This is a genomic window from Lysobacter sp. DMC104 (genome assembly GCF_056313665.1).
On record NZ_JBQUZW010000001.1, the window covers coordinates 379412 to 399620 of the forward strand.

Below are 20209 nucleotides of genomic sequence, written 5' to 3' on the forward strand. Positions count from 1 at the left end.
CGCCCCCTGGCATCCTTGCGCTCGCTGAAACAGCTTCCCAAGCTATCACACTCCGCTTATTCTGCAAGTCAAGTCTCCGGTGCCGACGCAGCGTGGCAATGGGTCGCATCTTCAATCGCAACCGTCGCGTATCCCGAGAATCTTCCCGCAAGAAAAGCATGTCCGCTTTCCTCCGCTTTTTACGATATGCACCTGAAGCGCGTGTCCGCTCATGCCGTCGCGGCGGGCGAGACGGCAGGCGCGCGTAATTTTGTGAATGGATGTTTCCGCAATGACGCACGGCTCGCCGACACCCCGCCCGCCCGCTTCCGATGCGCCCGAAACACTGGTCGCGATGTCGTCACGGCTGGGCAACGACGCGCGGCTCGTTCAGGGCGGCGGCGGAAACACCTCGCTGAAAGCGGATGACGATTTCTGGGTGAAGGCGTCGGGCACATGGCTCGCGCATGCGCACGATCGCGACATCTTCGTGCGGCTTCCGCTTGGCGGCGTCCGCCAGGCGATGCTCCGCGACGATGCCGAAAAAGCCATGACAGCGCTGGCACCGCCCGGCGCGCTGCGCCCTTCCATCGAAACCTCGCTGCACGCACTGCTGCCGCATGCGGTCGTCGCGCACGTGCACTCGGTGAACGCGATCGCATGGGCCGTGCGCGAGGATGCGCAGGCGGCGCTCGCGGATGCGCTCGAAGGCCTCGCCTGGGCCTGGGTGCCGTATCGCCGCCCCGGCCTGCCGCTCACCGTCGCCATCCGCACGGCACTGGAATCGGCCGCGACGCCACCGGACATCCTGTTGCTGGGCAACCACGGCCTCGTCGTCGGCGGCAGCGATTGCCACGACGCCGAAGCACGGTTGCATGCCGTCGAACGACGGCTCGTGCGGCCGGTGCGCACACCGGCCGCACGCGACGACGCTGCGCTGCGTGCCGCGAACGACCTCGACTGGATCGTCGCCGACGATCCGCAGTTGCACGCGATCGCCACCGATCCCGTTGCCTGCGCGATCGCCGTCCGCGGCGCGCTGTATCCCGATCACGTCGTTTTCCTCGGGGAATGCGCGGAGACCGTCGATGCCGCGCGCCCGCTGTCGCGGATGCGCAACGAGGTCGCCGCTGCCGGCCGCGAACCGCCGTCGTGGGCCCTGGTCCCCGGGCACGGCCTGTTGCACGCACCGGACTTGAGCGACGGCGCGCGCGCAATGCTCGGCTGCCTCGCCGACGTCGGTCTGCGCTGCGCGTCCGCCGACGGCCTGCGTTACCTCGACGTCACCGACGTCGCCGCATTGATGGGCTGGGAGGCGGAAGCGTACCGCCGGGCCCGAGATTCCCGTTCCGCCGCGGACTGAATCCGCACGTCGCCAGGAAGATCCGCATGCAGATCGTCGTCCCCATGTCCGGTTTCGGTGAGCGCTTCCGCCGCGCCGGTTACCGCGTTCCGAAACCGCTGATCGAAGTCGACGGCAAGCCGATCATCGCGCACGTGGTCGACATGTTTCCGGGCGAGACCGACTTCCTGTTCGTCTGCAACCAGGATCATCTGGACACGCCGGAATTCGCGATGGCGGAACAGATCCGCCGTTGGTGCCCGACCGGCCGCATCGTCGGCATCACGCCGCACAAGCTCGGCCCGGTGAACGCGGTGCTGCAGGCGATCGATCACGTCGACCCGGCGAAGCCGACCATCGTCAACTACTGCGACTTCACCTGCGTGTGGGACTACGCGCGCTTCCGCCGCATGGTCGCCGAAGGCGGCTGGGACGGCGCGATCCCCTGCTACACCGGCTTCCATCCGCACATGCTGGGATCGACCAACTACGCCTACGTCCGCACGGAAGGCGAACGGGTGCTGGCGATCCAGGAAAAGCAGCCGTACACCGACACGCCGATGCGCGAATACGCCTCCAGCGGCACGTACTACTTCGCCAGCGGCGCGCTGATGCGCGATGCGTTCGAGCGCTGCGTCGCGCGACCCGACCTCAAGCTCGGCGAGGAGTACTACGTCAGCCTCGCCTATCGCCCGCTGCTGGAAGACGGACGCCGCGTCGCGGTGTTCGAACTCGACCATTTCATGCAGTGGGGCACGCCCGAAGATCTCGCCGACTACCGCGCGTGGTCCGCGGCATTCCGCGCGCTCTGCGATCCGGGGCGCGCGCGCCGCGCGGTGCCGCAGCGCGGCACGACGATGGTGCCGATGGCCGGCCTCGGCTCGCGCTTCGCGCAGGAAGGCCATGCACTGCCGAAGCCGCTGATCCCCGTTTCCGGCGAGCCGATGGCGGTGCAGGCCACGCTCGACCTGCCCGCCGCCGAAAAGCATGTCTTCGTGCTGCGCAGGGACCTGCCCGGCCTCGATGCGATCGAGACCACGCTGCGCGAGCGCTTCCCCGGCTGCGCAATGGTCGAACTGACCGAAACCACCGACGGTCAGGCGCGCACCTGCCTGCTTGGCCTCGCCGATCCGGATGCGGCCGTCGACCTCGACGCACCGCTGACCATCGGCGCCTGCGACAACGGCGCAGTGTTCGACGCCGATGCGTTGCGCGCGGCGCTCGATGATGCGGACACCGACGTGCTGGTCTGGGTCGCGCGCGGCTATCCGGGCGCGCGCCGGCGACCGACGCACTACGGCTGGGTCGACGAGGTCGACGGCAACGTGCGCGGCGTGTCGGTGAAGACGCCGCTGGCGGATCCGTCGCGCGATCCGATCATCGTCGGCACCTTCACCTTCCGCCGCGCGCGCGACTTCATCGCCGCCGCGGACGCGATGATCGCGCGCGACGGCCGCATCAACGGCGAGTTCTACGTCGACACCTGCCTCAACGACGCGGTCGCGATGGGCCTGCGCTGCCGCATCTTCGAGATCGAACACTACCTGTGCTGGGGCACGCCGGACGACCTGCGCGCGTTCGAGTACTGGCAGCGCGGCTTCGATCGCTGGCCCTCGCATCCCTACCGCATCGCCGACGACAGCCGCGTGCGCCACGACGCGCCTGCGACCGCACCCGCCACCGCGGCGGTCGAGGCCTGAGCGATGACCCGTCGCATCACCGGCGAGCTGGCGCGCTTCCTGATCGTGGGCATCACCGCGGTCTGCATCGACTATGCGAGCTACCGGCTGGGCATGGCACTGGGCTGGCCGATCGGCAACGCCAAGGCCGCGGGCTACATCGCCGGCGCGGTGTTCGGCTATTTCGCCAACCGCTTCTTCACCTTCCGCGTGGCGACGGCGTGGCATTGGTCGGAGACGGTGCGCTTCATCGGCGTCTACCTGACCTCGCTGCTGGCGAACGTCGGCGTGAACGCGCTGGTGCTGGCGCTGCTGGGCCGATCGGAAGCCGCCATCGCCCTCGCCTTCCTCGCCGCCACCGGCACCTCCACCGCACTCAATTTCCTCGGCATGAAATTCCTCGTCTTCCGCCCGCGCCTGCCCGCCGGGAGCGCCGCGCCATGAGCGTCGTCTTCGATGCCGCCGGCACCGCATCCGCGCCGCGCCTGTCGCTGGTCATCCCCTGCTACAACGAAGCGAAGAACCTGCCGCTGCTGGTCGCGCGCCTGCGGGAGACCTTCGTCCGCGACGACGTCGAAGCGATCCTCGTCGACAACGGCTCGACCGACGATTCGCCCGAGGTGCTGCGCACGCTGCTGCGCGACACGCCGCGCATCCGCAGCGTGCGCGTCGAAAAGAATCAGGGCTACGGCTTCGGCATCCTCTCCGGCCTGCGCGCCGCGCGCGGCGAGGTCATCGGCTGGACCCATGCCGACATGCAGACCGATCCCGCGGACGCGCTGCGCGGCCTTGCGCTGTTCGAGCAGTCGCCGACGCCGCAGCGGCTGTTCGTGAAGGGCCGCCGCAGCGGACGCCCGTTCGCCGACGTGGTCTTCACGACCGGCATGTCGGTGTTCGAGACGCTGCTGATGCGCCGGCGCATGGTCGACATCAACGCGCAGCCGACGCTGTTCCCGCGCGCGTTCTTCGACGGCTGGCGCGACCCGCCGCACGATTTCTCGCTGGACCTCTACGCCTATTACCAGGCGCTGCACCGCGGCCTCGCCGTGCAGCGCTTCCCGGTGGTGTTCGGCGAACGCGCCCACGGCAGCTCGCACTGGAACGTCAACTGGCGCGCGAAGGCGCGCTTCATCCGCCGCACCGTCGATTACAGCCTCCGTCTGCGCAGGGAGCTTTCGCGCTCGCCATGATCCTCGTCCGCCATCGCCGCAACACCCTCGACGAACTGCGCGCGACCGATCCGTCGCTGGGCATCGAAGTCGACATCCGCAGCCACGGGCCGCGCCTGATCATCCACCACGACGCCTTCGTCGACGGCGAGGATTTCGAGCGCTGGCTGGACGGCTACCGCCACCGGCTGCTGATCCTCAACGTCAAGGAGGAAGGGCTGGAGGACCGCCTGATCGCGCTGATGCGCGAACGCGGCATCGAGGACTGGTTCTTCCTCGACCAGTCGTTCCCGTTCCTGGTGAAGACCGCACGCCGGGGCGAAGCGCGCTGCGCGGTGCGGGTGTCGGAATTCGAATCGATCGACACCGCGATGACGCTCGCCGGCAAGGTGCGCTGGATCTGGGTCGACTGCTTCACCCGCTTTCCGCTCGACGGTGCGCAGGCCGCGGCGCTGCAGGCCGCAGGTTTCTCGCTTTGCCTGGTCTCGCCGGAACTGCAGGGCCGCGACGCCGCGACCGAGATCCCGGCGTTGCGCGCACTGCTCGCGCGCGAAGGCATCGCGCCCGAGGCGGTGTGCACCAAAGAGCCTGCGCTGTGGTCCTGACCCTGCGGCCGATGCTGCGCGACCCGCTGTTCCGGGCAGGCCTGGTGCTGCGTCTGGCGCTGGTGGTGCTGCTGGTGCCGCAGATCCAGCTCGACTGGTTCGTGCCGTTCGTGGAATACGCGATCGCGCATCCGTCGCTCGATCCGTGGTCGCACTTCCTCGCCGCGGGCGGTTCGCCGGTGGCGTATCCCTACGGCCCGGTCATGCTGATCGCACACCTGCCCGGCGCGGTGCCGGGCTGGCTGCTGGACCAGGCGACCGGGCGGGACGTCTTCACCGGCATCGGCTTCCGCGCCGGCCTGCTGATGGCCGATCTCGCCGCGCTGGCGCTGCTCCATGCGCTGTTCCCGAAACATCCGCGCCGCCTGCTGTGGCTGTACTGGTGGTCGCCGCTGGTGCTGTTCGCGACCTACTGGACCGGCCAGACCGACATCGTGCCGGTGGCGCTGCTGCTGCTGAGCCTGGTGCTGCTGCGCGAGCATCGCGCGCGCGCCGCAGGCATCGCGCTGGGGCTGTCGCTGGCGGCGAAGTTCAGCATGCTGCTGGCGGTGCCGTTCGTGGCGATCTACCTGTGGCGCAACAAGCGCCTGCGCGCGCTGCAGGCGCCGTTCGCGATCGGCCTGCTGCTGGGCTTCCTGCCACAGGTGCTGTGCCTCGCCTCGCCCGGCGTGCGCACGATGGTGCTGGGCACGCACGAGGCCGCGCGCGTGTTCGACCTGTCGCTGCCGATCGGCGACACGCTGCACCTCTACCTGACGCCGATGCTCTACCTGCTCGCCGCCTACGGCGTGTGGCGGCTGCGCCGGATCAGCTTCGAACTGCTGGTCGCGGTGACCGGGCTGTCGTTCTTCCTCGTGGTGCTGTCCACGCCGGCGCCGCCGGGCTGGTACCTGTGGCTGGTGCCGTTCCTCGTCGCTCACCAGTTGCAGGCCGATCGCGGCGCGATGCTGCTCACCGCCGCGTTCTCTGCGCTGGTGATCACCCTGCACCTGCTGGTCTCGCCTGGCGCGGGCGTGCCGGCGTTCGACTGGCAGCCGCGCGGCGCCATCGCCGGCGTCGCGACGCTGCTCACGCCGCACACGCTGTCGCTGTGGATGACGATGGTCGTCTGCACCGGGCTGGTGCTGATCGCGCAGATGCTGCGCGAGCGCGTCGCCCGCAACGACTACTTCCGCATCGCGCAGAAGCCGGTGACGATCGGCATCGCCGGCGACTCGGGCGCGGGCAAGGACACACTGAGCAAGTCACTGACCGACATCTTCGGCGCGCACACCGTGGTGCATCTCTCCGGCGACGACTACCACGTCTGGGACCGCTTCGCGCCGATGTGGAAAGGCCTGACCCACCTCAACCCGCGCGCCAACGACCTGCAGCGTTTCCACGACGATGCGCTGGCGCTGATCGACGGCAAGACCGTCGACAACCGCCACTACGACCACAAGGCCGGGCGCTTCCTCGCGCCGGTGAAGCTGCGCCGCAACGACGTGATCATCGTCTCCGGCCTGCATGCGCTGCGCATGCAGCGGCTGAGCCGTCGCTACGACGTGTCGGTCTACCTCGACATCGACGAAGACCTGCGCCGCGCGTGGAAGGTGCATCGCGACGTGCGCGAACGCGGCCATCCGATCGAGAACGTGCTGCGCTCGATCGACCGCCGCCTGCCCGATGCCCAGCGCTACGTGCAGCCGCAGCGGGCGGGCGCCGACCTGGTGCTGAAGCTGCGTCCGGTGAACGTGCGGCAGCTGGAGAACGCCGCTTCGCCGCACGACGTGCCGCTGAAGCTCACGGCGACGATCCGCAGCGGCACGTACCACGAGCGGCTGGCGCGGATGCTGATCGGCATCTGCGGCCTGCACCTGGACATGGAGCTGGCCGACGATTCCGACGAGGTCGAGATCACCGTCGAAGGCGACGTCTGGGCCGAGGACATCGCCCTCGCCGCAGGCACGCTCGCGCCGAACCTCCAGGAAATGCTCGACATCCACCCGCACTGGGAAGATGGCATGTCCGGGATCATGCAGCTGATGGTGCTGCTGCAGATCGAAGAATCGCTCAAGAACAGGACCCGCTGAGATGGTGGCCAGGCACCCGACGAAAACATTGCGCGCGCCGCGCGCCATCATCTTCGACACCGACAACACGCTGTACGCCTACGACGGCCCGCACGCGATGGCGACCGCCGCCACCGAGGCCAAGGCGGTGCGCCTGCTGGGCGCCGATCCCGGCGACGTGCGCGAGGCCTTCGCTCGCGCGCGCGACGACGTGAAACGCCAGCTCGGCCACACCGCCAGTTCGCACAGCCGCCTGCTGTACTTCCAGCGCGGCATCGAGATGCTCGGTCGCAAGACGCAGCTGCTGATCACGCTGGACCTGGAACAGACCTACTGGCGCACGTTCCTCTCGCACTGCGAGCTGTTCCCGGGCGTGCGCGACCTGCTGGTGAACCTGCGCAACCACGACATCGCGACCGCGATCATCACGGACCTGACCTCGCAGATCCAGTTCCGCAAGATCGTGTACTTCGGCCTGGACGACTGCTTCGACTACGTGGTGACGTCCGAGGAAGCCGGCGCCGACAAGCCCGATCCCGCGTCGTTCCGGCTCGCGATCGACAAGCTGGGCGTCGAACCCGCGGACATCTGGATGGTCGGCGACAGCCTGCGCTGCGACATCGAAGGCGCGCGCGCGTTCGGCATGACCACGCTGCTGCGGGTGGACCATGCCGGCCACGGCACCCCCGAGGCGGACGTCGTGTTCGACGACTTTCGCGACCTCGAACGTTTCGTCTTCTCCGGCCAGATCGAAGGCCTGCAGGCCGCCTGAGCCTGCCGCGATGCCACAGGAGTCCGCCATGACCGCTGCCCCTTCCCTCGAACGCTGGACCATCGCCGGCCTCGGCGCGCTGCTGATCGCGATGCTGGTCGCGGCCGGCGTCTCGGCGTTCCGCCTGCCCGTCGCGGCGGCCGTCGCCATCGGCCTCGTCGCCGGCGCGCTGCCGCTGCGCGCGATCGTGCGCCGCCTGCCCGATGCGTGGGACGGCCTCGGCAAGCGCCGCCCCGTGCTGTCGACGCTGTGGCTGCTGCTCGCGCTGCTGACGCTGGCGCGCACCGCCGGCGTCGCGGCGTTCATGATCGATCCCGCGCAGGCGATGGTGTCGGCGTTCGGCTACGACCCGTTCTACATCGGCCACAGCTGCTATTCCGGCTACTGGCAGGCGGCGCAGCTGGCACAGCAGGGCGTACCCAACCTCTACGATCCCGCGCTGTACGACGGCCAGAGCCACGGCATCTTCCGCTTCGACGAGTTCCTCTACCTGCCGCAGTTCCTGTTGCTGCCGATGCTGGGCGTGGCCGCGGGCGGCGACTTCGACCAGCTGCGCGCGGCGTGGTTCGCGGTCGAAGGCATCGCGCTGCTGGCCTGCATGGCGTGGCTGTGCGGCTGGGTCGGCGAACGTTCCGGGCGACGCGCGGCGCTGCTGATCCCCGCGGTCTGGCTGGCGACGCCCGTGCTGCTGACGCTGCAACTGGGCAACTTCCACCTGCTGGCGGTGGCGATGTCCGCGGTCGCGATGGCGCTGTTCTGGCGCGAGCGACCGGTGCTGGGCGGCGCGCTGCTGGGCTTCGCGGTGTTCAAGCTGTTCCCGGGCATCCTCGGCATCTACCTGATCGCCACGCGCCGCTGGAAGGCGGTGGGCTGGACGCTGGCGTTCTCGCTCGTCTACACGATCGTGACGTACCTGTGGATCGGCGAGGCACCGTTCCGCGCGCTGCTGACCTACCACCTGCCGCGGCTCGGCAACGGCGAGGCCTGGGCGTTCCTCGAAATGAAGGAACTGGGCTTCGTCGCCGCGATCAACGACTCGGTGCCGGGCGTGATCTACAAGCTCAATGCGCTGGGGTTGCCGGGCATGACCCGTGCGCTGGTGCAGCAGCTGTCGTGGGTCTGGACGCTCGCGGTGGTGGCGCTGACCGTGTTCGCCGCACGCCGCGCGTCGCGGATGTCGCGCGTGGAACTGACCGCGGCCTGGATCGCACTGCTCGGCCTCGCCGCCGCACGCAGCCCCTTCCTGCCCGACCACACCGGCCTGTTCGCGCCGCTGTGGGCGTGGAGCTTCGTCGCCGCCGCCGCGGCGATGACCGGCGCCCGCGCGACGCTGTTCGCGCTGCTGTGGCTGGTGCTGGCCGCGGTGCTGCCGTTCACCGGCACGCCGCTCGACGACGGCGCCGATCGCTATATCGTGTCCGCGATCAGTCAGATCATGTCGCTGGGCGTGTGCCTGTGGATCGTGCTGCGCCGGCCGGTCGGCGCGGCGTCACAGGCGGGTGGCGACACGGGATCGCCGCTGTCCGCAGCGGCGACCTGATCGGCCGCCCGCGACACGCCTCGCTCAGCAATCCATGCGATAGCCGACGCCGTAAATCGACTTGATCCAGTCCTCGCTGCCGCCGGCATCGGCGATCTTGCGGCGCAGGTTCTTCACGTGGCTGTCGACCGCGCGGTCGGTGACGATGCGGTGATCGTTGTAGAGGCCGTTGAGCAACTGGTCGCGCGAGAACACCCGCCCCTGCGCACCGTGGAGTTGACGCAGCAGGCGGAACTCCACCGGCGTGAGATCGATCGGCTGCCCGCGCAGGGTCGCGCGGCATGCCTCCTCGTCGATCGTGATGGGTCCGGCGGGCGCCGTGGGCACATGACGATGGCGACGCAACACCGCACCGATCCGCGCGATCACCTCGCGTGGACTGAACGGCTTGCAGATGTAGTCGTCCGCGCCGATCTCCAGGCCGAGCAGGCGGTCCACTTCCTCGACGCGCGCGGTCACCATCACGATCGGTGTCTGACTGTCGCGGCGCAGCGCACGGCAGATCTCGATGCCGTCGAGCCCGGGCAGCATCAGGTCGAGCAGCACCAGGTCCGGTTGCTCGCGACGAAAGGCGTCGATCGCCTCGGCACCATCGGCGATCCAGCGATGCGTGTAGCCCGCCGCCGCCAGGTAGTCGCCGAGCACGGATGCCAGCCGCGGCTCATCCTCGACGATCAGCACGTGGTCCTGCCGGCGCACGCTCATGCCGCGCCCACCGGCAGTTCGACGACGATGCGCAATCCGCCGAGCGGCGACGGCGACGACGCGATGCGTCCGCCGTGGGCTTCGACGATGTTGCGGCAGATCGCCAGTCCGAGGCCGCTTCCGCCGCTGGCACGGTTGCGCGACGCCTCGACGCGATAGAAACGATCGAACAGGTGCGCGAGTTTGTCCGCCGGCACGCCCGGCGCGCTGTCCTCGAAGACGAGTGTCGCCAGCGCATCGTCGGACACGGCGTCCACGACCACTTCGCCACCGGCATCGGTGTAGCGCAGGGCATTTTCCAGGAGATTGCAGAACAGTTGCTGCAGCCGGGATTCGTCGCCGACGAGCGACATCGGCCCCTCGGGCAGTTGCGTGCGCAGCCGCAGGCCCGCGGACCGGAAGCGCCCTTCCATGCTGGCCAGCGCGGAGCGCAGCACGATGCCGAGATCGACCGACTCATGCCGATACGCCATCGCGCCGACGTCGGTCAGCGACAGGTCGTGGAGATCGTCGATCAGCTTGTCGAGGCGACCGATCTCCTGGTGGATGACGTCCAGCGATTGCGGCGTGACGGGACGGATGCCGTCCTGGATCGCTTCGATCTCCGCGCGCACCACCGCCAGCGGCGTGCGGAGCTCATGCGAGATGTCGGCCATGAAGCCGCGGCGCGAACGCTCGTTGTGTTCGAGTGCCTGTGCCATGCGATTGAAATCCTGCGCCAGCCGGCCGAGTTCGTCCTGGCGGCCGGCCTCGATGCGCGCGGAGAAATCGCCGGACGACAGCGCGCGGGTACCCGCGGTGAGGCTGCGGACGCGGCTGAGGATGCCGCGCGTGAAGAAGAACGTGAGCAGGCCGACGACGACGAGCGACACCACGACGATCAGCAGCAGTGCATGTCGCTGTTGCTGCATGAAGTGATCGCGGCCGGGCTCCACGGCCTTGCCGAAGGGGACCATCGCCACCCAGCCGACGGTGCGGCCCTCGACGACGATGGCGCGCAGGCGCGAACCGCGATCGACGTTGACGTTGCCGATGACGCGGCGATGGTCGGCGTCCAGCAATCCCATCCGCGCGATCGCACCGGTCTGGTCCGCGGTGGACAGCCGTGGCGCGACGTCCTCGCCTTCGCGATGCGGCAATACCAGCTGGAACCATTCGCCGGGATCGGCGCGCAGGAAATCCCAGTTGCCGTGGGCTCGGTAAGCGGCCCGCACCCTGGGCAGGACCTCTTCCATGCGCTGGTTGTTCTGCTCGTCGAGATAGTCGAAGAAACCGCGCTCGAAGCTGCGGCGGATGACGAGCGCCTGAACGGACAGCACGATCGCGCAGGCCACGAAGACCGCCACGAACAACTTGGCCGAGATGCCTATTTTCATGGCCGATTGCGAACCACCAGGCGAATGCGACGGCGCCATTAGCGCACCTCTCCCGCGGCGAAATCAAGCATGAAACCGGTTTTTCCCGGCAATCCACATATTTCCTCCACAATCCGGAAACAGCATGGCCCCGCTCGAATCGCCGGGAATCCCCATGCCTGCTCCGTCCTCGCCCCGCCCCTTCCTCCACGTGTCGACGGCCCTGCTGTTCGTCGCCGCGACGACGCTCGCCGCCTGCTCCAGGCCGCCGGCCATGCAGATGCCGCAAACCGAAGTCGGCGTCGTCACGCTCAGGCAGGAACGCCTGTCGGTCGACAGCGAACTGCCGGGCAGGACGCGTGCGTACCAGACGTCCGAAGTGCGCCCGCAGGTGGGCGGCATCCTGCGTCGGCGCCTGTTCGAGGAAGGTGCCGACGTGAAGGCCGGACAGGTGCTCTACGAGATCGATCCGGCGATGTACCGCGCCGCGTACGACAACGCACAGGGGACGCTCGCGCAGGCCGAGGCGGCGGTGATTTCCGCGCGACCGAAGGCACAGCGGTATCGCAATCTCGTCGCCGAGGACGCCGCCAGCAAGCAGGATGCCGACGATGCGATCGCCAGCCTGCGGCAGTCCGAAGCCGCCGTGGTCGGCGCGAAGGCCGCATTGCAGAGCGCACGCATCAATCTCGACTACACCCGCATCCGCGCGCCGATTTCCGGCCGCATCGGCACGTCGGCCTACACGCCCGGCGCGCTGGTCACGGCCGGCCAGGCCGCGGCCCTCGCCACCATCCACCAGCTCGACCCGATGTACGTCGACGTCGCGCAGTCGAGCACGCAGTTGCTGGCACTGCGCCGCCAGCTTGCGAGCGGTGCCTTGAAGGCCGTCGGCGGCAAGGCGCAGGTGAACCTCGTGCTGGAGGACGGCACGGTCTATCCGCATGCCGGCACGCTCGAAGTCGTCGACGCCGCCGTCGACGAATCCACCGGCACGGTGAAGCTGCGCGCGGTGGTGCCCAATCCCGATGGCCTGCTGTTGCCGGGCATGTACGTGAAGGCGGTGCTGGCGATGGCCGTCGACGAACAGGCGCTGCTGGTGCCGCAGCAGGCGGTCACGCGCGACAGCAAGGGCGACGCGACCGTGCTGCTGGTCGGTGCGGGCGGCAAGGTGGAACAGCGCACCATCCGCGTCGGCGACGCGGTGAAGGATCGCTGGACGGTGGTGTCCGGATTGAAGGCGGGTGATCGCGTGATCGTGCAAGGCACGCAGAAGGCCCGCGCAGGTGCCACGGTGAAGGCGGTCGAAGTCGACCCGGCCAGGCCCGCGATCTCCACGCCGCCGACCGGCGCCGCGCCGGGCGCGTCCGCGAAGCCGCGCTGAGGAATGCCCATGGCCCGCTTCTTCATCGACCGACCGATCTTCGCCTGGGTGATCGCCATCATGATCACCCTCGCCGGCATCGTCTCCGTGGTCACGCTGCCGCTCGAGCAGTATCCCGACATCGCCCCGCCCACCGTCTCGGTCAACGCCAACTATCCGGGGGCCTCGGCGGAAACCGTGCAGAACTCGGTGACGCAGATCATCGAGCAGCAGATGACCGGCCTCGACCATCTGCTGTACATGTCGTCGAGCAGCAGTTCGGCCGGCAGTGCGTCCCTGACCCTGACCTTCGATTCCGGCACCGATCCGGACACCGCGCAGGTGCAGGTGCAGAACAAGGTGGCGCAGGCCGAGTCCATGCTGCCGCAGGCGGTGCAGAGCAATGGCGTGACCGTGCGCAAGGCCGGCGCAGGCAGCATGTTCATGGTGCTCGCTTTCATGTCCGAGGACGGCAGCATGAGCGGCACCGACATCGCCGACTACATGGTGTCCAGCCTGCAGGATCCGATCAGCCGGCTCGACGGCGTCGGCAACGTCAACGTCTTCGGTTCCGAGTATGCGATGCGCGTCTGGCTGGATCCGGAGAAGCTCGCGCACTACAAGCTGATGCCGTCCGATGTGGCGGCCGCGATCTCGGCGCAGAACGCGGACGTGTCCTCCGGTGCGCTGGGCGGCCTGCCCGCGACCGATGGCCAGCAGCTCAATGCGACGATCACTTCGCGCAGCAAGCTGAAGACCCCGGCGCAGTTCGAGGCGATCGTGCTGCGTTCCGATGCCAGCGGTGCGTCGGTGCACCTGCGCGACGTGGCGAAGGTGGAACTGGGCGCACGCACCTACAACTCCACCGCGAAGTACGACGGCAAACCGGCCGCCGGCATGGGCCTGCAACTCGCGACCGGCGCGAACGCGCTGGATGCCGCCGCCGCGGTGAAGGCGAAACTGGCCGAACTCCAGCCGTATTTCCCCAAGGGACTCACCTACACCGTCGCCTTCGACACCACGCCGTTCGTGCGCCTGTCGATCGAGGAGGTGGTGAAGACCTTGATCGAAGCGATCATCCTGGTCGTGCTGGTGATGTACCTGTTCCTGCAGAACTGGCGTGCGACGCTGATCCCGGTGGTCGCCGTGCCGGTGGTGCTGATGGGCACGTTCGGCGTGCTGTCGGTGCTCGGCTATTCGATCAACACGCTCACCATGTTCGCGATGGTGCTGGCGATCGGCCTGCTGGTGGACGACGCGATCGTCGTGGTCGAGAACGTCGAGCGCCTGATGTCGGAGGAAGGCCTGTCGCCGAAGGAGGCGACACGCAAGTCGATGGGCCAGATTTCCGGCGCACTGGTCGGCATCGCCCTCGTGCTGACCGCGGTGTTCGTGCCGATGGCGTTCTTCGGCGGCGCGACCGGCGAGATCTATCGCCAGTTCTCGATCACGATCGCCGCGGCGATGATCCTGTCGCTGCTGGTGGCACTCACGCTGAGCCCGGCACTGTGCGGCACGCTGCTCGAACCGATCGAGAAGGGCGGCCATGCCTCGCCGCGCGGCCCGCTAGGCCGGTTCTTCGCCTGGTTCAACGATCGCTTCGATCGCGGCGCGGAGCGTTATCGTCATGGCGTGGCGCGCGTCGTCGGCCATCGCCGCCTCGGCGCGCTGACCTACGTCGTCGCGCTCGCGATGATGGGCCTGCTGTTCTGGCGGTTGCCGTCCTCGTTCCTGCCCGACGAGGACCAGGGCATGATGATGGTGATGTTCACCACGCCGCCCGGCGCGACCCAGCAGCGCACGCTGCAGTCGATGGACATCGCCGCCGACTTCATCCGCAAGCAGCCGGAAGTGGCGGGCGTGTTCACCGTCGCCGGTTTCAGCTTCGCCGGCAGCAGCCAGAACTCGGGCATGGGATTCGTGCGCCTGAAGGACTGGAGCGAGCGCGATGCCTCGGCACAGGAGATCGCCGGGCGCATCACCGGGGCCATGATGGGGATGATGCGCGATGCACAGGTGTTCGCCATCGTGCCCCCGGCGATCAGCACGCTGGGCACGAACTCCGGCTTCACCCTGCAACTGCAGGATCTCGCCGGGCGCGGCCATGACGCACTGGTGGAATCGCGCGGCGAACTGCTTCGCCTCGCGAACCAGGACAGTCGCTTGAACGCCGTGCGCTTCAACGGCCTCGACGATGCGCCCACCTTCCGCGTCGATCTGGACGACGAGAAGGCCGGCGCGCTCGGACTGTCGATGTCCGACGTCAACAGCACGCTCTCCACGGTCATGGGCGGCAGTTACGTCAACGACTTCCTCAACAACAGCCGCGTGAAGCGCGTGTACCTGCAAGGCGAGGCGTCCGCGCGCATGTCGCCGCAGGACGTCGGTCGCTGGTACGTGCGCAACGACGCGGGCGAGATGGTGCCCTACTCCGCCTTCTCCAGCAGCGAGTGGGCGTATGCACCGCAGGTGCTCAACCGGTTCAACGGTTCGGAGTCGATGGAAATCACCGGCAACGCGGCCAACGGCGTGAGTTCCGGCGAAGCGATGGCCGCCATCGCCGGCCTTGTGAAGCAACTGCCCGACGGCGTCGGCTACGCGTGGTCCGGCATGTCCTACCAGGAGCAGGCCGCGGGGACGCAGACATGGATCCTCTACGCGGTGTCGCTGGTATTCGTGTTCCTGTGCCTGGCGGCGCTGTACGAAAGCTGGTCGGTGCCGGTGTCGGTGATGCTGGCGGTGCCGGTGGGCATCCTCGGAGCGCTGCTCGCGACGTGGCTGCGCGGCCTGTCGAACGACATCTATTTCCAGGTCGGCCTGCTCGCCACCATGGGCCTCGCGGCGAAGAACGGCATCCTGATCGTGGAGTTCGCGAAGGAACTGGAAGAGAAGGGACTGTCGCTGGTCGACGCGATCCTCCACGCGACCCGCATGCGCCTGCGTCCGATCCTGATGACCTCGCTGGCCTTCCTGCTAGGCGTGCTGCCGATGGTGCTCAGCAGCGGCGCGGGCTCGGGCGGACGCCACTCGCTGGGCACCGGCGTATTCGGCGGCACCTTGTTCTCGACGCTCTTCGGCATCTTCTTCGTGCCGCTGTTCTACGTCATCGTGCGCACGCTGTTCCCGGGCAAGCGCGGACAGGACAGCGCGCCGACGGAAGCTGCCCAGCCACCGGAGGTGCAGGCATGATCCGGCTCCACATCCTCGCGGCCGCCACGGCGATCGCCCTGCTGTCCGGCTGCGCCAGCCTCGCTCCACGTTACGAACGCCCCGAGGCCCCGGTGCCTGCGCAATGGCGCCAGGGTGAGGCCGCCGCGCAGGCGACCGACGGCACGGCCGACACCCAGGCCGTCTCGCAGATCGCATGGCAGTCGTTCTTCCGCGATGCGCGCCTGCAGCAGGTGATCGCGATCGCGCTGGAGAACAACCGCGACCTGCGGATGACGGTGTCGAACATCGAGAAGGCGCGGGCGCAGTACCGCATCCAGCGCGCCGCGCAGCTGCTGTCGGTCGCGATCGATGGCAGCCAGGCGGCGAACGGCACGGACACCGGCAGCGGCGATTTCGCGATCGGCCGTCAGTACACCGCGACCGTCGGCTTCAGCGGCTACGAACTCGATCTGTTCGGACGAGTCCGCAGCCTCAAGCGCGAAGCGCTGGAGGCGTATCTCGCCACCGAAGAAGCGCAGCGCAGCACGCGGCTCAGCCTCGTCGCCGAAGTCGCCGGCGATTGGCTGACGCTGGCCGCCGACATCGAACGGCTGGCGCTGGCGAAGAAGACGCTGGAAAGCCAGCAGGCATCCCTCACGCGCAACGAAGCGCGCCACGCGCAGGGCGTGGTGTCGGGGCTCGACCTCGCACAGGCGCGCACCAGCGTCGAGACTGCGCGCATCGACGTGGCGACCTACACGACGCAGGTCGAACAGGATCGCAACGCGCTCGAACTCGTGACCGGCGCGCCCGTCCCCGAGGCGCTGCTCCCCGTCGAAGGCACCGACACGCCGGTGGCGCTGGCGGAGATCCCCGTCGGCCTCGCGTCCTCGCTGCTGCTCGACCGGCCCGACGTGCTGTCCGCCGAACACACCCTGAAATCCGCCAACGCCGACATCGGCGCGGCACGCGCGGCGTTCTTCCCCACGATCACGCTCACCGGCTCGGCCGGCCGCGGCAGCGACCAGTTGTCCGACCTGTTCGGGGGCGGCACGCGCGCGTGGTCGTTCGCGCCGAGGATCAGCCTGCCGATCTTCAACGCCGGCAGCCTGCGCGCGTCGCTGAAGGTGTCGGAGGCACAGCGCGACATCGCCGTGGCCAGCTACGAGAAGACGATCCAGACCGCCTTCCGCGAAGTCGCCGATGCCCTCGCGGTGCGCGCCGGCCTGCAGGAGCGGCTCGCGGCGCAGCAGGCGTTGGTCGACACGACGGCACGCGCCTACGCCCTCGCCGGCACGCGCTATCGCAACGGCGTGGACAGCCAGCTCGCCGTGCTCGACGCCCAGCGCGCGCTCTACGCGGCGCAGCAGGGACTCATCGGCCTGCGACTCGTCGAAACCAGCAACCGCGTGACCCTCTACAAGGCACTGGGCGGCAAGGCGGAGTGACGGGCGCCCGCGCCGGCACGGATCGACGCGCCGGCGCGGGTGCGGATGAAGGACGGACGGGACACAAACGAAAACGGCCGGCACCGAGGTGCCAGCCGTCCGGACATTCAACCGTTTCAGGTTGGTGGGCGGTACAGGGTTCGAACCTGTGACCCCTACCATGTCAAGGTAGTGCTCTACCGCTGAGCTAACCGCCCGTCGAGGTCACGCCGGACGATGTCCGACGGTCCCGAGAGGGCGCACATGGTAACACCAGTCCCCGCGGGAAGGAACCATTATCGCATCATGCGGCTGCCGCCGGCCCGGGCGCGGGGAAGCGCCGGCGCAAGGCGACGTGGGTGGCGCCGTAGGCCACGGTCGACAGCAGGCCCCAGCAGATCGCCAGATGCAGCCAGGCCGGGCCGAACTGGCGGCCGAGGAACGGGTCGGTCCAGGCGAAGTTGATGTTCTCCGACGCCGGGGCCAGCAGGCGCGCGGCGATCATCGCCGCCGCGGCGATGCCCGCCTGCAGCGGCCAGCCGCGCCGGTCGTAGCCGATGCGGCGCAGCACCGCCCACAGCAGCACGGGCCAGCCGACGTGGTACAGCGACAGCAGGCGCGCAACCAGCGGGAACGCCGGGTCCCACATGTACGCCGTCGCGCCGTACAGGAATTCACCGGTGGCGAGCTTCCAGCCGGCGTCCAGCATCCATGCCAGCGCGATCACCGGCGCCGCCACCGCCTGGCTGGAGACCAGCAGCCGGCTGCGCGCGATCAGGCCGATCGCGGTGAGGATCACGCCGATGTTGCACAGGAACAGGAAATTGCGGAACCCGTAGGCCGAGGCATACACCGGCAGGTACACGCCCAGCCACGACAGGCCCAGCCAGCCGAGCCGCGGGAAACGCGCGGGCCCGACGTCCGCCCTCATCCGAGGCTGGATTCCTTCAGGCGGCGGATCTCGTCGCGCACGCGCGCCGCGTCCTCGAACTCCAGGTCGCGCGCATGCTGGTACATGCGCTGCTCCAGCGACGCGAGGCGCGCCTGCACCTGCGCGGGCGACAGCGCGGCGTAGTCCTCGGCCGGTTCGGCGACGCGCGCGCCGCGGCCCTTCTTCTCGCCGGGCGCGGGCGCACTGCGCGCGCCTTCCATCACGTCCATGATCTCGCGCTTGATCGAGGTCGGCACGATGCCGTGCTCGGCGTTGTATTCGACCTGTTTCTCGCGACGGCGCGCGGTCTCGTCGAGCGCGACCTTCATCGAACGGGTGATGCTGTCGGCGTAGAGGATCGCCTTGCCGCGCACGTTGCGCGCGGCGCGGCCGATGGTCTGGATCAGCGAGCCGGCCGAACGCAGGAAGCCTTCCTTGTCGGCATCGAGGATCGCCACCAGCGACACCTCGGGCATGTCCAGGCCTTCGCGCAGCAGGTTGATGCCGACCAGCACGTCGAACACGCCCAGGCGCAGGTCGCGGATGATCTCGACGCGCTCCACCGTCTCGATGTCGGAATGCAGGTAGCGCACCTTCACGCCGTGGTCGCCGAGGTATTCGGTCAGGTTCTCGGCCATGCGCTTGGTGAGCGTGGTGACGAGCACGCGATCGCCCATCGCCACGCGCTCGTGGATCTCGCCCAGCAGGTCGTCGACCTGGGTCGCGACCGGGCGGATCTCGACCTCGGGATCGATCAGGCCGGTCGGGCGCACCACGAGTTCGACGACCTGCCCTTCCGATTTCTCGACCTCGTACTTGCCGGGCGTCGCGGAGACGAAGATCGTGCGCGGCGCGCGGCCTTCCCACTCCTCGAACCGCAGCGGCCGGTTGTCGAGCGCCGACGGCATGCGGAAGCCGAATTCCACCAGCGTTTCCTTGCGCGAGCGGTCGCCCTTGTACATCGCGCCGATCTGAGGAACGGTGACGTGCGATTCGTCGACCACCAGCAGCGCGTCCGGCGGCAGATAGTCGAACAGGCACGGCGGCGCCTCGCCCGGCATGCGCCCGGTGAGATGCCGCGAGTAGTTCTCGATGCCGGTGCAGAACCCGACTTCGGCCATCATCTCGATGTCGTACTGGGTGCGCTGCGCCAGCCGCTGCGCTTCCACCAGCTTGTTCGCCGCGTACAACTGTTCCAGACGTTCGCGCAGCTCGACCTTGATCGCCTCGATCGCCTCCAGCACCGTGCGCCGCGTGGTGACGTAATGCGACTTCGGATAGATCGTGTAGCGCTGGAGCTTGTGCACGCTCTCGCCGGTCAGCGGGTCGAACAGCGTCAGCTGCTCGATCTCGCCGTCGAACAGTTCGATCCGCAGCGCCTCGCTGTCGGATTCGGCAGGATGCACGTCGATGACTTCACCGCGGACGCGATAGGTACCGCGGCGCAGTTCGGTGTCGTTGCGCGTGTACTGCATCTCGGTGAGGCGGCGGATCAGTTCGCGCTGGTCGATGCGCTCGCCGCGCACCATGTGCAGCACCATGCGGAAGTATTCGTTCGGATCGCCCAGGCCGTAGATCGCCGACACCGTGCAGACGATGATCGCGTCGCGTCGCTCCAGCAGCGCCTTCGTCGCCGACAGCCGCATCTGCTCGATGTGTTCGTTGATCGAGCTGTCCTTCTCGATGTACGTGTCGCTGCTGGGGACGTAGGCTTCCGGCTGGTAGTAGTCGTAGTAGCTGACGAAGTACTCGACCGCGTTGTGCGGGAAGAACGCCTTGAACTCGCCATAGAGCTGCGCCGCGAGCGTCTTGTTGTGCGCCATGACCAGCGTCGGCTTGCGCACCGCCTGGATGACGTTGGCGATGGTGTAGGTCTTGCCGGAGCCGGTGACGCCCAGCAGCGTCTGCCGCGCCAGGCCGCTCTCGAAGCCTTCGATCAGCTGGGCGATGGCCTGCGGCTGGTCGCCGGCGGGCGCGTAGGGCGCCACGAGCTGGAAATCGGCATCGACGGGCGTGCGGTCGTTCATCGTCGGGAGTCGGGGGCGAACGGCGGAAAGCCAACGGGACAGTCTAGCCATTCGTGGCGACGGCCGCGGCGTTTTCCTACGCCCGCACGGGCTGTGGTCCGATCCACCACGGCC

15 protein-coding genes and 1 tRNA gene are annotated in these 20209 nt (G+C 68.6%); 11 read left to right on the forward strand and 5 right to left on the reverse strand.

Features of this window, described 5'->3' with window-relative positions:
• Positions 1-256 precede the first annotated feature (256 nt).
• From ACT53R_RS01780 to ACT53R_RS01815, 8 genes are read left to right on the forward strand one after another with little or no spacing between them, the layout of a single operon-like run.
• Complete coding sequence (locus ACT53R_RS01780; protein ID WP_476170112.1) at positions 257-1342, forward strand: class II aldolase/adducin family protein; 1086 nt, start codon at positions 257-259, stop codon at positions 1340-1342.
• Positions 1343-1368: 26 nt separating this feature from the next.
• Positions 1369-3021, forward strand: a complete 1653-nt coding sequence (locus tag ACT53R_RS01785; protein WP_476170113.1) for an NTP transferase domain-containing protein — start codon at positions 1369-1371, stop codon at positions 3019-3021.
• Between the two features lie 3 nt (positions 3022-3024).
• Positions 3025-3444, forward strand: coding sequence for a GtrA family protein (locus tag ACT53R_RS01790; protein ID WP_476170114.1), 420 nt, complete (start codon positions 3025-3027; stop codon positions 3442-3444).
• Positions 3441-4190: a glycosyltransferase family 2 protein gene (locus ACT53R_RS01795; protein WP_476170115.1), complete on the forward strand. Its 750-nt coding sequence runs from the start codon at positions 3441-3443 to the stop codon at positions 4188-4190. The genes ACT53R_RS01790 and ACT53R_RS01795 overlap by 4 nt, the downstream gene beginning before the upstream one ends.
• The gene (locus tag ACT53R_RS01800) at positions 4187-4774 is read left to right on the forward strand and encodes a PI-PLC domain-containing protein (RefSeq protein WP_476170116.1); all 588 of its coding nucleotides are present in this window, start codon (positions 4187-4189) and stop codon (positions 4772-4774) included. The genes ACT53R_RS01795 and ACT53R_RS01800 overlap by 4 nt, the downstream gene beginning before the upstream one ends.
• On the forward strand, positions 4765-6846 hold the full coding sequence (locus tag ACT53R_RS01805) for a hypothetical protein (RefSeq protein WP_476170117.1): 2082 nt from the start codon (positions 4765-4767) through the stop codon (positions 6844-6846). The genes ACT53R_RS01800 and ACT53R_RS01805 overlap by 10 nt, the downstream gene beginning before the upstream one ends.
• 1 nt (position 6847) lies before the next feature.
• Positions 6848-7597: an HAD family hydrolase gene (locus ACT53R_RS01810; protein WP_476170118.1), complete on the forward strand. Its 750-nt coding sequence runs from the start codon at positions 6848-6850 to the stop codon at positions 7595-7597.
• A 28-nt stretch (positions 7598-7625) separates the two neighbouring features.
• A complete protein-coding gene (locus ACT53R_RS01815; protein ID WP_476170119.1) occupies positions 7626-9137 on the forward strand; it encodes a glycosyltransferase family 87 protein in 1512 nt (503 codons plus the stop codon).
• Positions 9138-9161: 24 nt separating this feature from the next.
• Here the strand turns inward: ACT53R_RS01815 and ACT53R_RS01820 are convergent, their stop codons facing one another.
• Complete coding sequence (locus ACT53R_RS01820; protein ID WP_476170120.1) at positions 9162-9842, reverse strand: response regulator; 681 nt, start codon at positions 9840-9842, stop codon at positions 9162-9164.
• Complete coding sequence (baeS, locus tag ACT53R_RS01825) at positions 9839-11218, reverse strand: sensor histidine kinase efflux regulator BaeS (RefSeq protein WP_476170121.1); 1380 nt, start codon at positions 11216-11218, stop codon at positions 9839-9841. Before baeS ends, ACT53R_RS01820 begins: the two co-directional genes overlap by 4 nt.
• 154 nt (positions 11219-11372) lie before the next feature.
• Here baeS and ACT53R_RS01830 point away from each other — a divergent pair, with 154 nt between their 5' ends.
• From ACT53R_RS01830 to ACT53R_RS01840, 3 genes are read left to right on the forward strand one after another with little or no spacing between them, the layout of a single operon-like run.
• A complete protein-coding gene (locus tag ACT53R_RS01830; RefSeq protein WP_476170122.1) occupies positions 11373-12581 on the forward strand; it encodes an efflux RND transporter periplasmic adaptor subunit in 1209 nt (402 codons plus the stop codon).
• 9 nt (positions 12582-12590) lie between these two features.
• Positions 12591-15749, forward strand: coding sequence for an efflux RND transporter permease subunit (locus ACT53R_RS01835; RefSeq protein WP_476170123.1), 3159 nt, complete (start codon positions 12591-12593; stop codon positions 15747-15749).
• On the forward strand, positions 15749-17158 hold the full coding sequence (locus ACT53R_RS01840; RefSeq protein ID WP_476170314.1) for an efflux transporter outer membrane subunit: 1410 nt from the start codon (positions 15749-15751) through the stop codon (positions 17156-17158). The genes ACT53R_RS01835 and ACT53R_RS01840 overlap by 1 nt, the downstream gene beginning before the upstream one ends.
• Before the next feature lie 122 nt (positions 17159-17280).
• Here the strand turns inward: ACT53R_RS01840 and ACT53R_RS01845 are convergent.
• From ACT53R_RS01845 to uvrB, 3 genes are all read right to left on the reverse strand, one after another.
• Positions 17281-17355 (reverse strand) — tRNA-Val (locus ACT53R_RS01845).
• An 86-nt stretch (positions 17356-17441) separates the two neighbouring features.
• A complete protein-coding gene (locus tag ACT53R_RS01850; protein ID WP_476170124.1) occupies positions 17442-18068 on the reverse strand; it encodes a hypothetical protein in 627 nt (208 codons plus the stop codon).
• A complete protein-coding gene (gene uvrB, locus ACT53R_RS01855) occupies positions 18065-20095 on the reverse strand; it encodes an excinuclease ABC subunit UvrB (protein WP_476170125.1) in 2031 nt (676 codons plus the stop codon). The genes ACT53R_RS01850 and uvrB overlap by 4 nt, the downstream gene beginning before the upstream one ends.
• Positions 20096-20209 lie beyond the last annotated feature (114 nt).

What these genes read in the sequence shown, in the direction of transcription:
- ACT53R_RS01810 (WP_476170118.1), top strand. Translation starts at nt 6,848, where the DNA reads ATGGTGGCCAGGCACCCGACGAAAACATTGCGCGCGCCGCGCGCCATC.
- ACT53R_RS01815 (WP_476170119.1), top strand. Translation starts at nt 7,626, where the DNA reads ATGACCGCTGCCCCTTCCCTCGAACGCTGGACCATCGCCGGCCTCGGC.
- ACT53R_RS01850 (WP_476170124.1), bottom strand. Translation starts at nt 18,068, where the DNA reads ATGAGGGCGGACGTCGGGCCCGCGCGTTTCCCGCGGCTCGGCTGGCTG.
- ACT53R_RS01785 (WP_476170113.1), top strand. Translation starts at nt 1,369, where the DNA reads ATGCAGATCGTCGTCCCCATGTCCGGTTTCGGTGAGCGCTTCCGCCGC.
- ACT53R_RS01820 (WP_476170120.1), bottom strand. Translation starts at nt 9,842, where the DNA reads ATGAGCGTGCGCCGGCAGGACCACGTGCTGATCGTCGAGGATGAGCCG.
- ACT53R_RS01835 (WP_476170123.1), top strand. Translation starts at nt 12,591, where the DNA reads ATGGCCCGCTTCTTCATCGACCGACCGATCTTCGCCTGGGTGATCGCC.
- ACT53R_RS01800 (WP_476170116.1), top strand. Translation starts at nt 4,187, where the DNA reads ATGATCCTCGTCCGCCATCGCCGCAACACCCTCGACGAACTGCGCGCG.
- ACT53R_RS01780 (WP_476170112.1), top strand. Translation starts at nt 257, where the DNA reads ATGGATGTTTCCGCAATGACGCACGGCTCGCCGACACCCCGCCCGCCC.
- ACT53R_RS01795 (WP_476170115.1), top strand. Translation starts at nt 3,441, where the DNA reads ATGAGCGTCGTCTTCGATGCCGCCGGCACCGCATCCGCGCCGCGCCTG.
- ACT53R_RS01830 (WP_476170122.1), top strand. Translation starts at nt 11,373, where the DNA reads ATGCCTGCTCCGTCCTCGCCCCGCCCCTTCCTCCACGTGTCGACGGCC.
- uvrB (WP_476170125.1), bottom strand. Translation starts at nt 20,095, where the DNA reads ATGAACGACCGCACGCCCGTCGATGCCGATTTCCAGCTCGTGGCGCCC.
- baeS (WP_476170121.1), bottom strand. Translation starts at nt 11,218, where the DNA reads ATGAAAATAGGCATCTCGGCCAAGTTGTTCGTGGCGGTCTTCGTGGCC.
- ACT53R_RS01790 (WP_476170114.1), top strand. Translation starts at nt 3,025, where the DNA reads ATGACCCGTCGCATCACCGGCGAGCTGGCGCGCTTCCTGATCGTGGGC.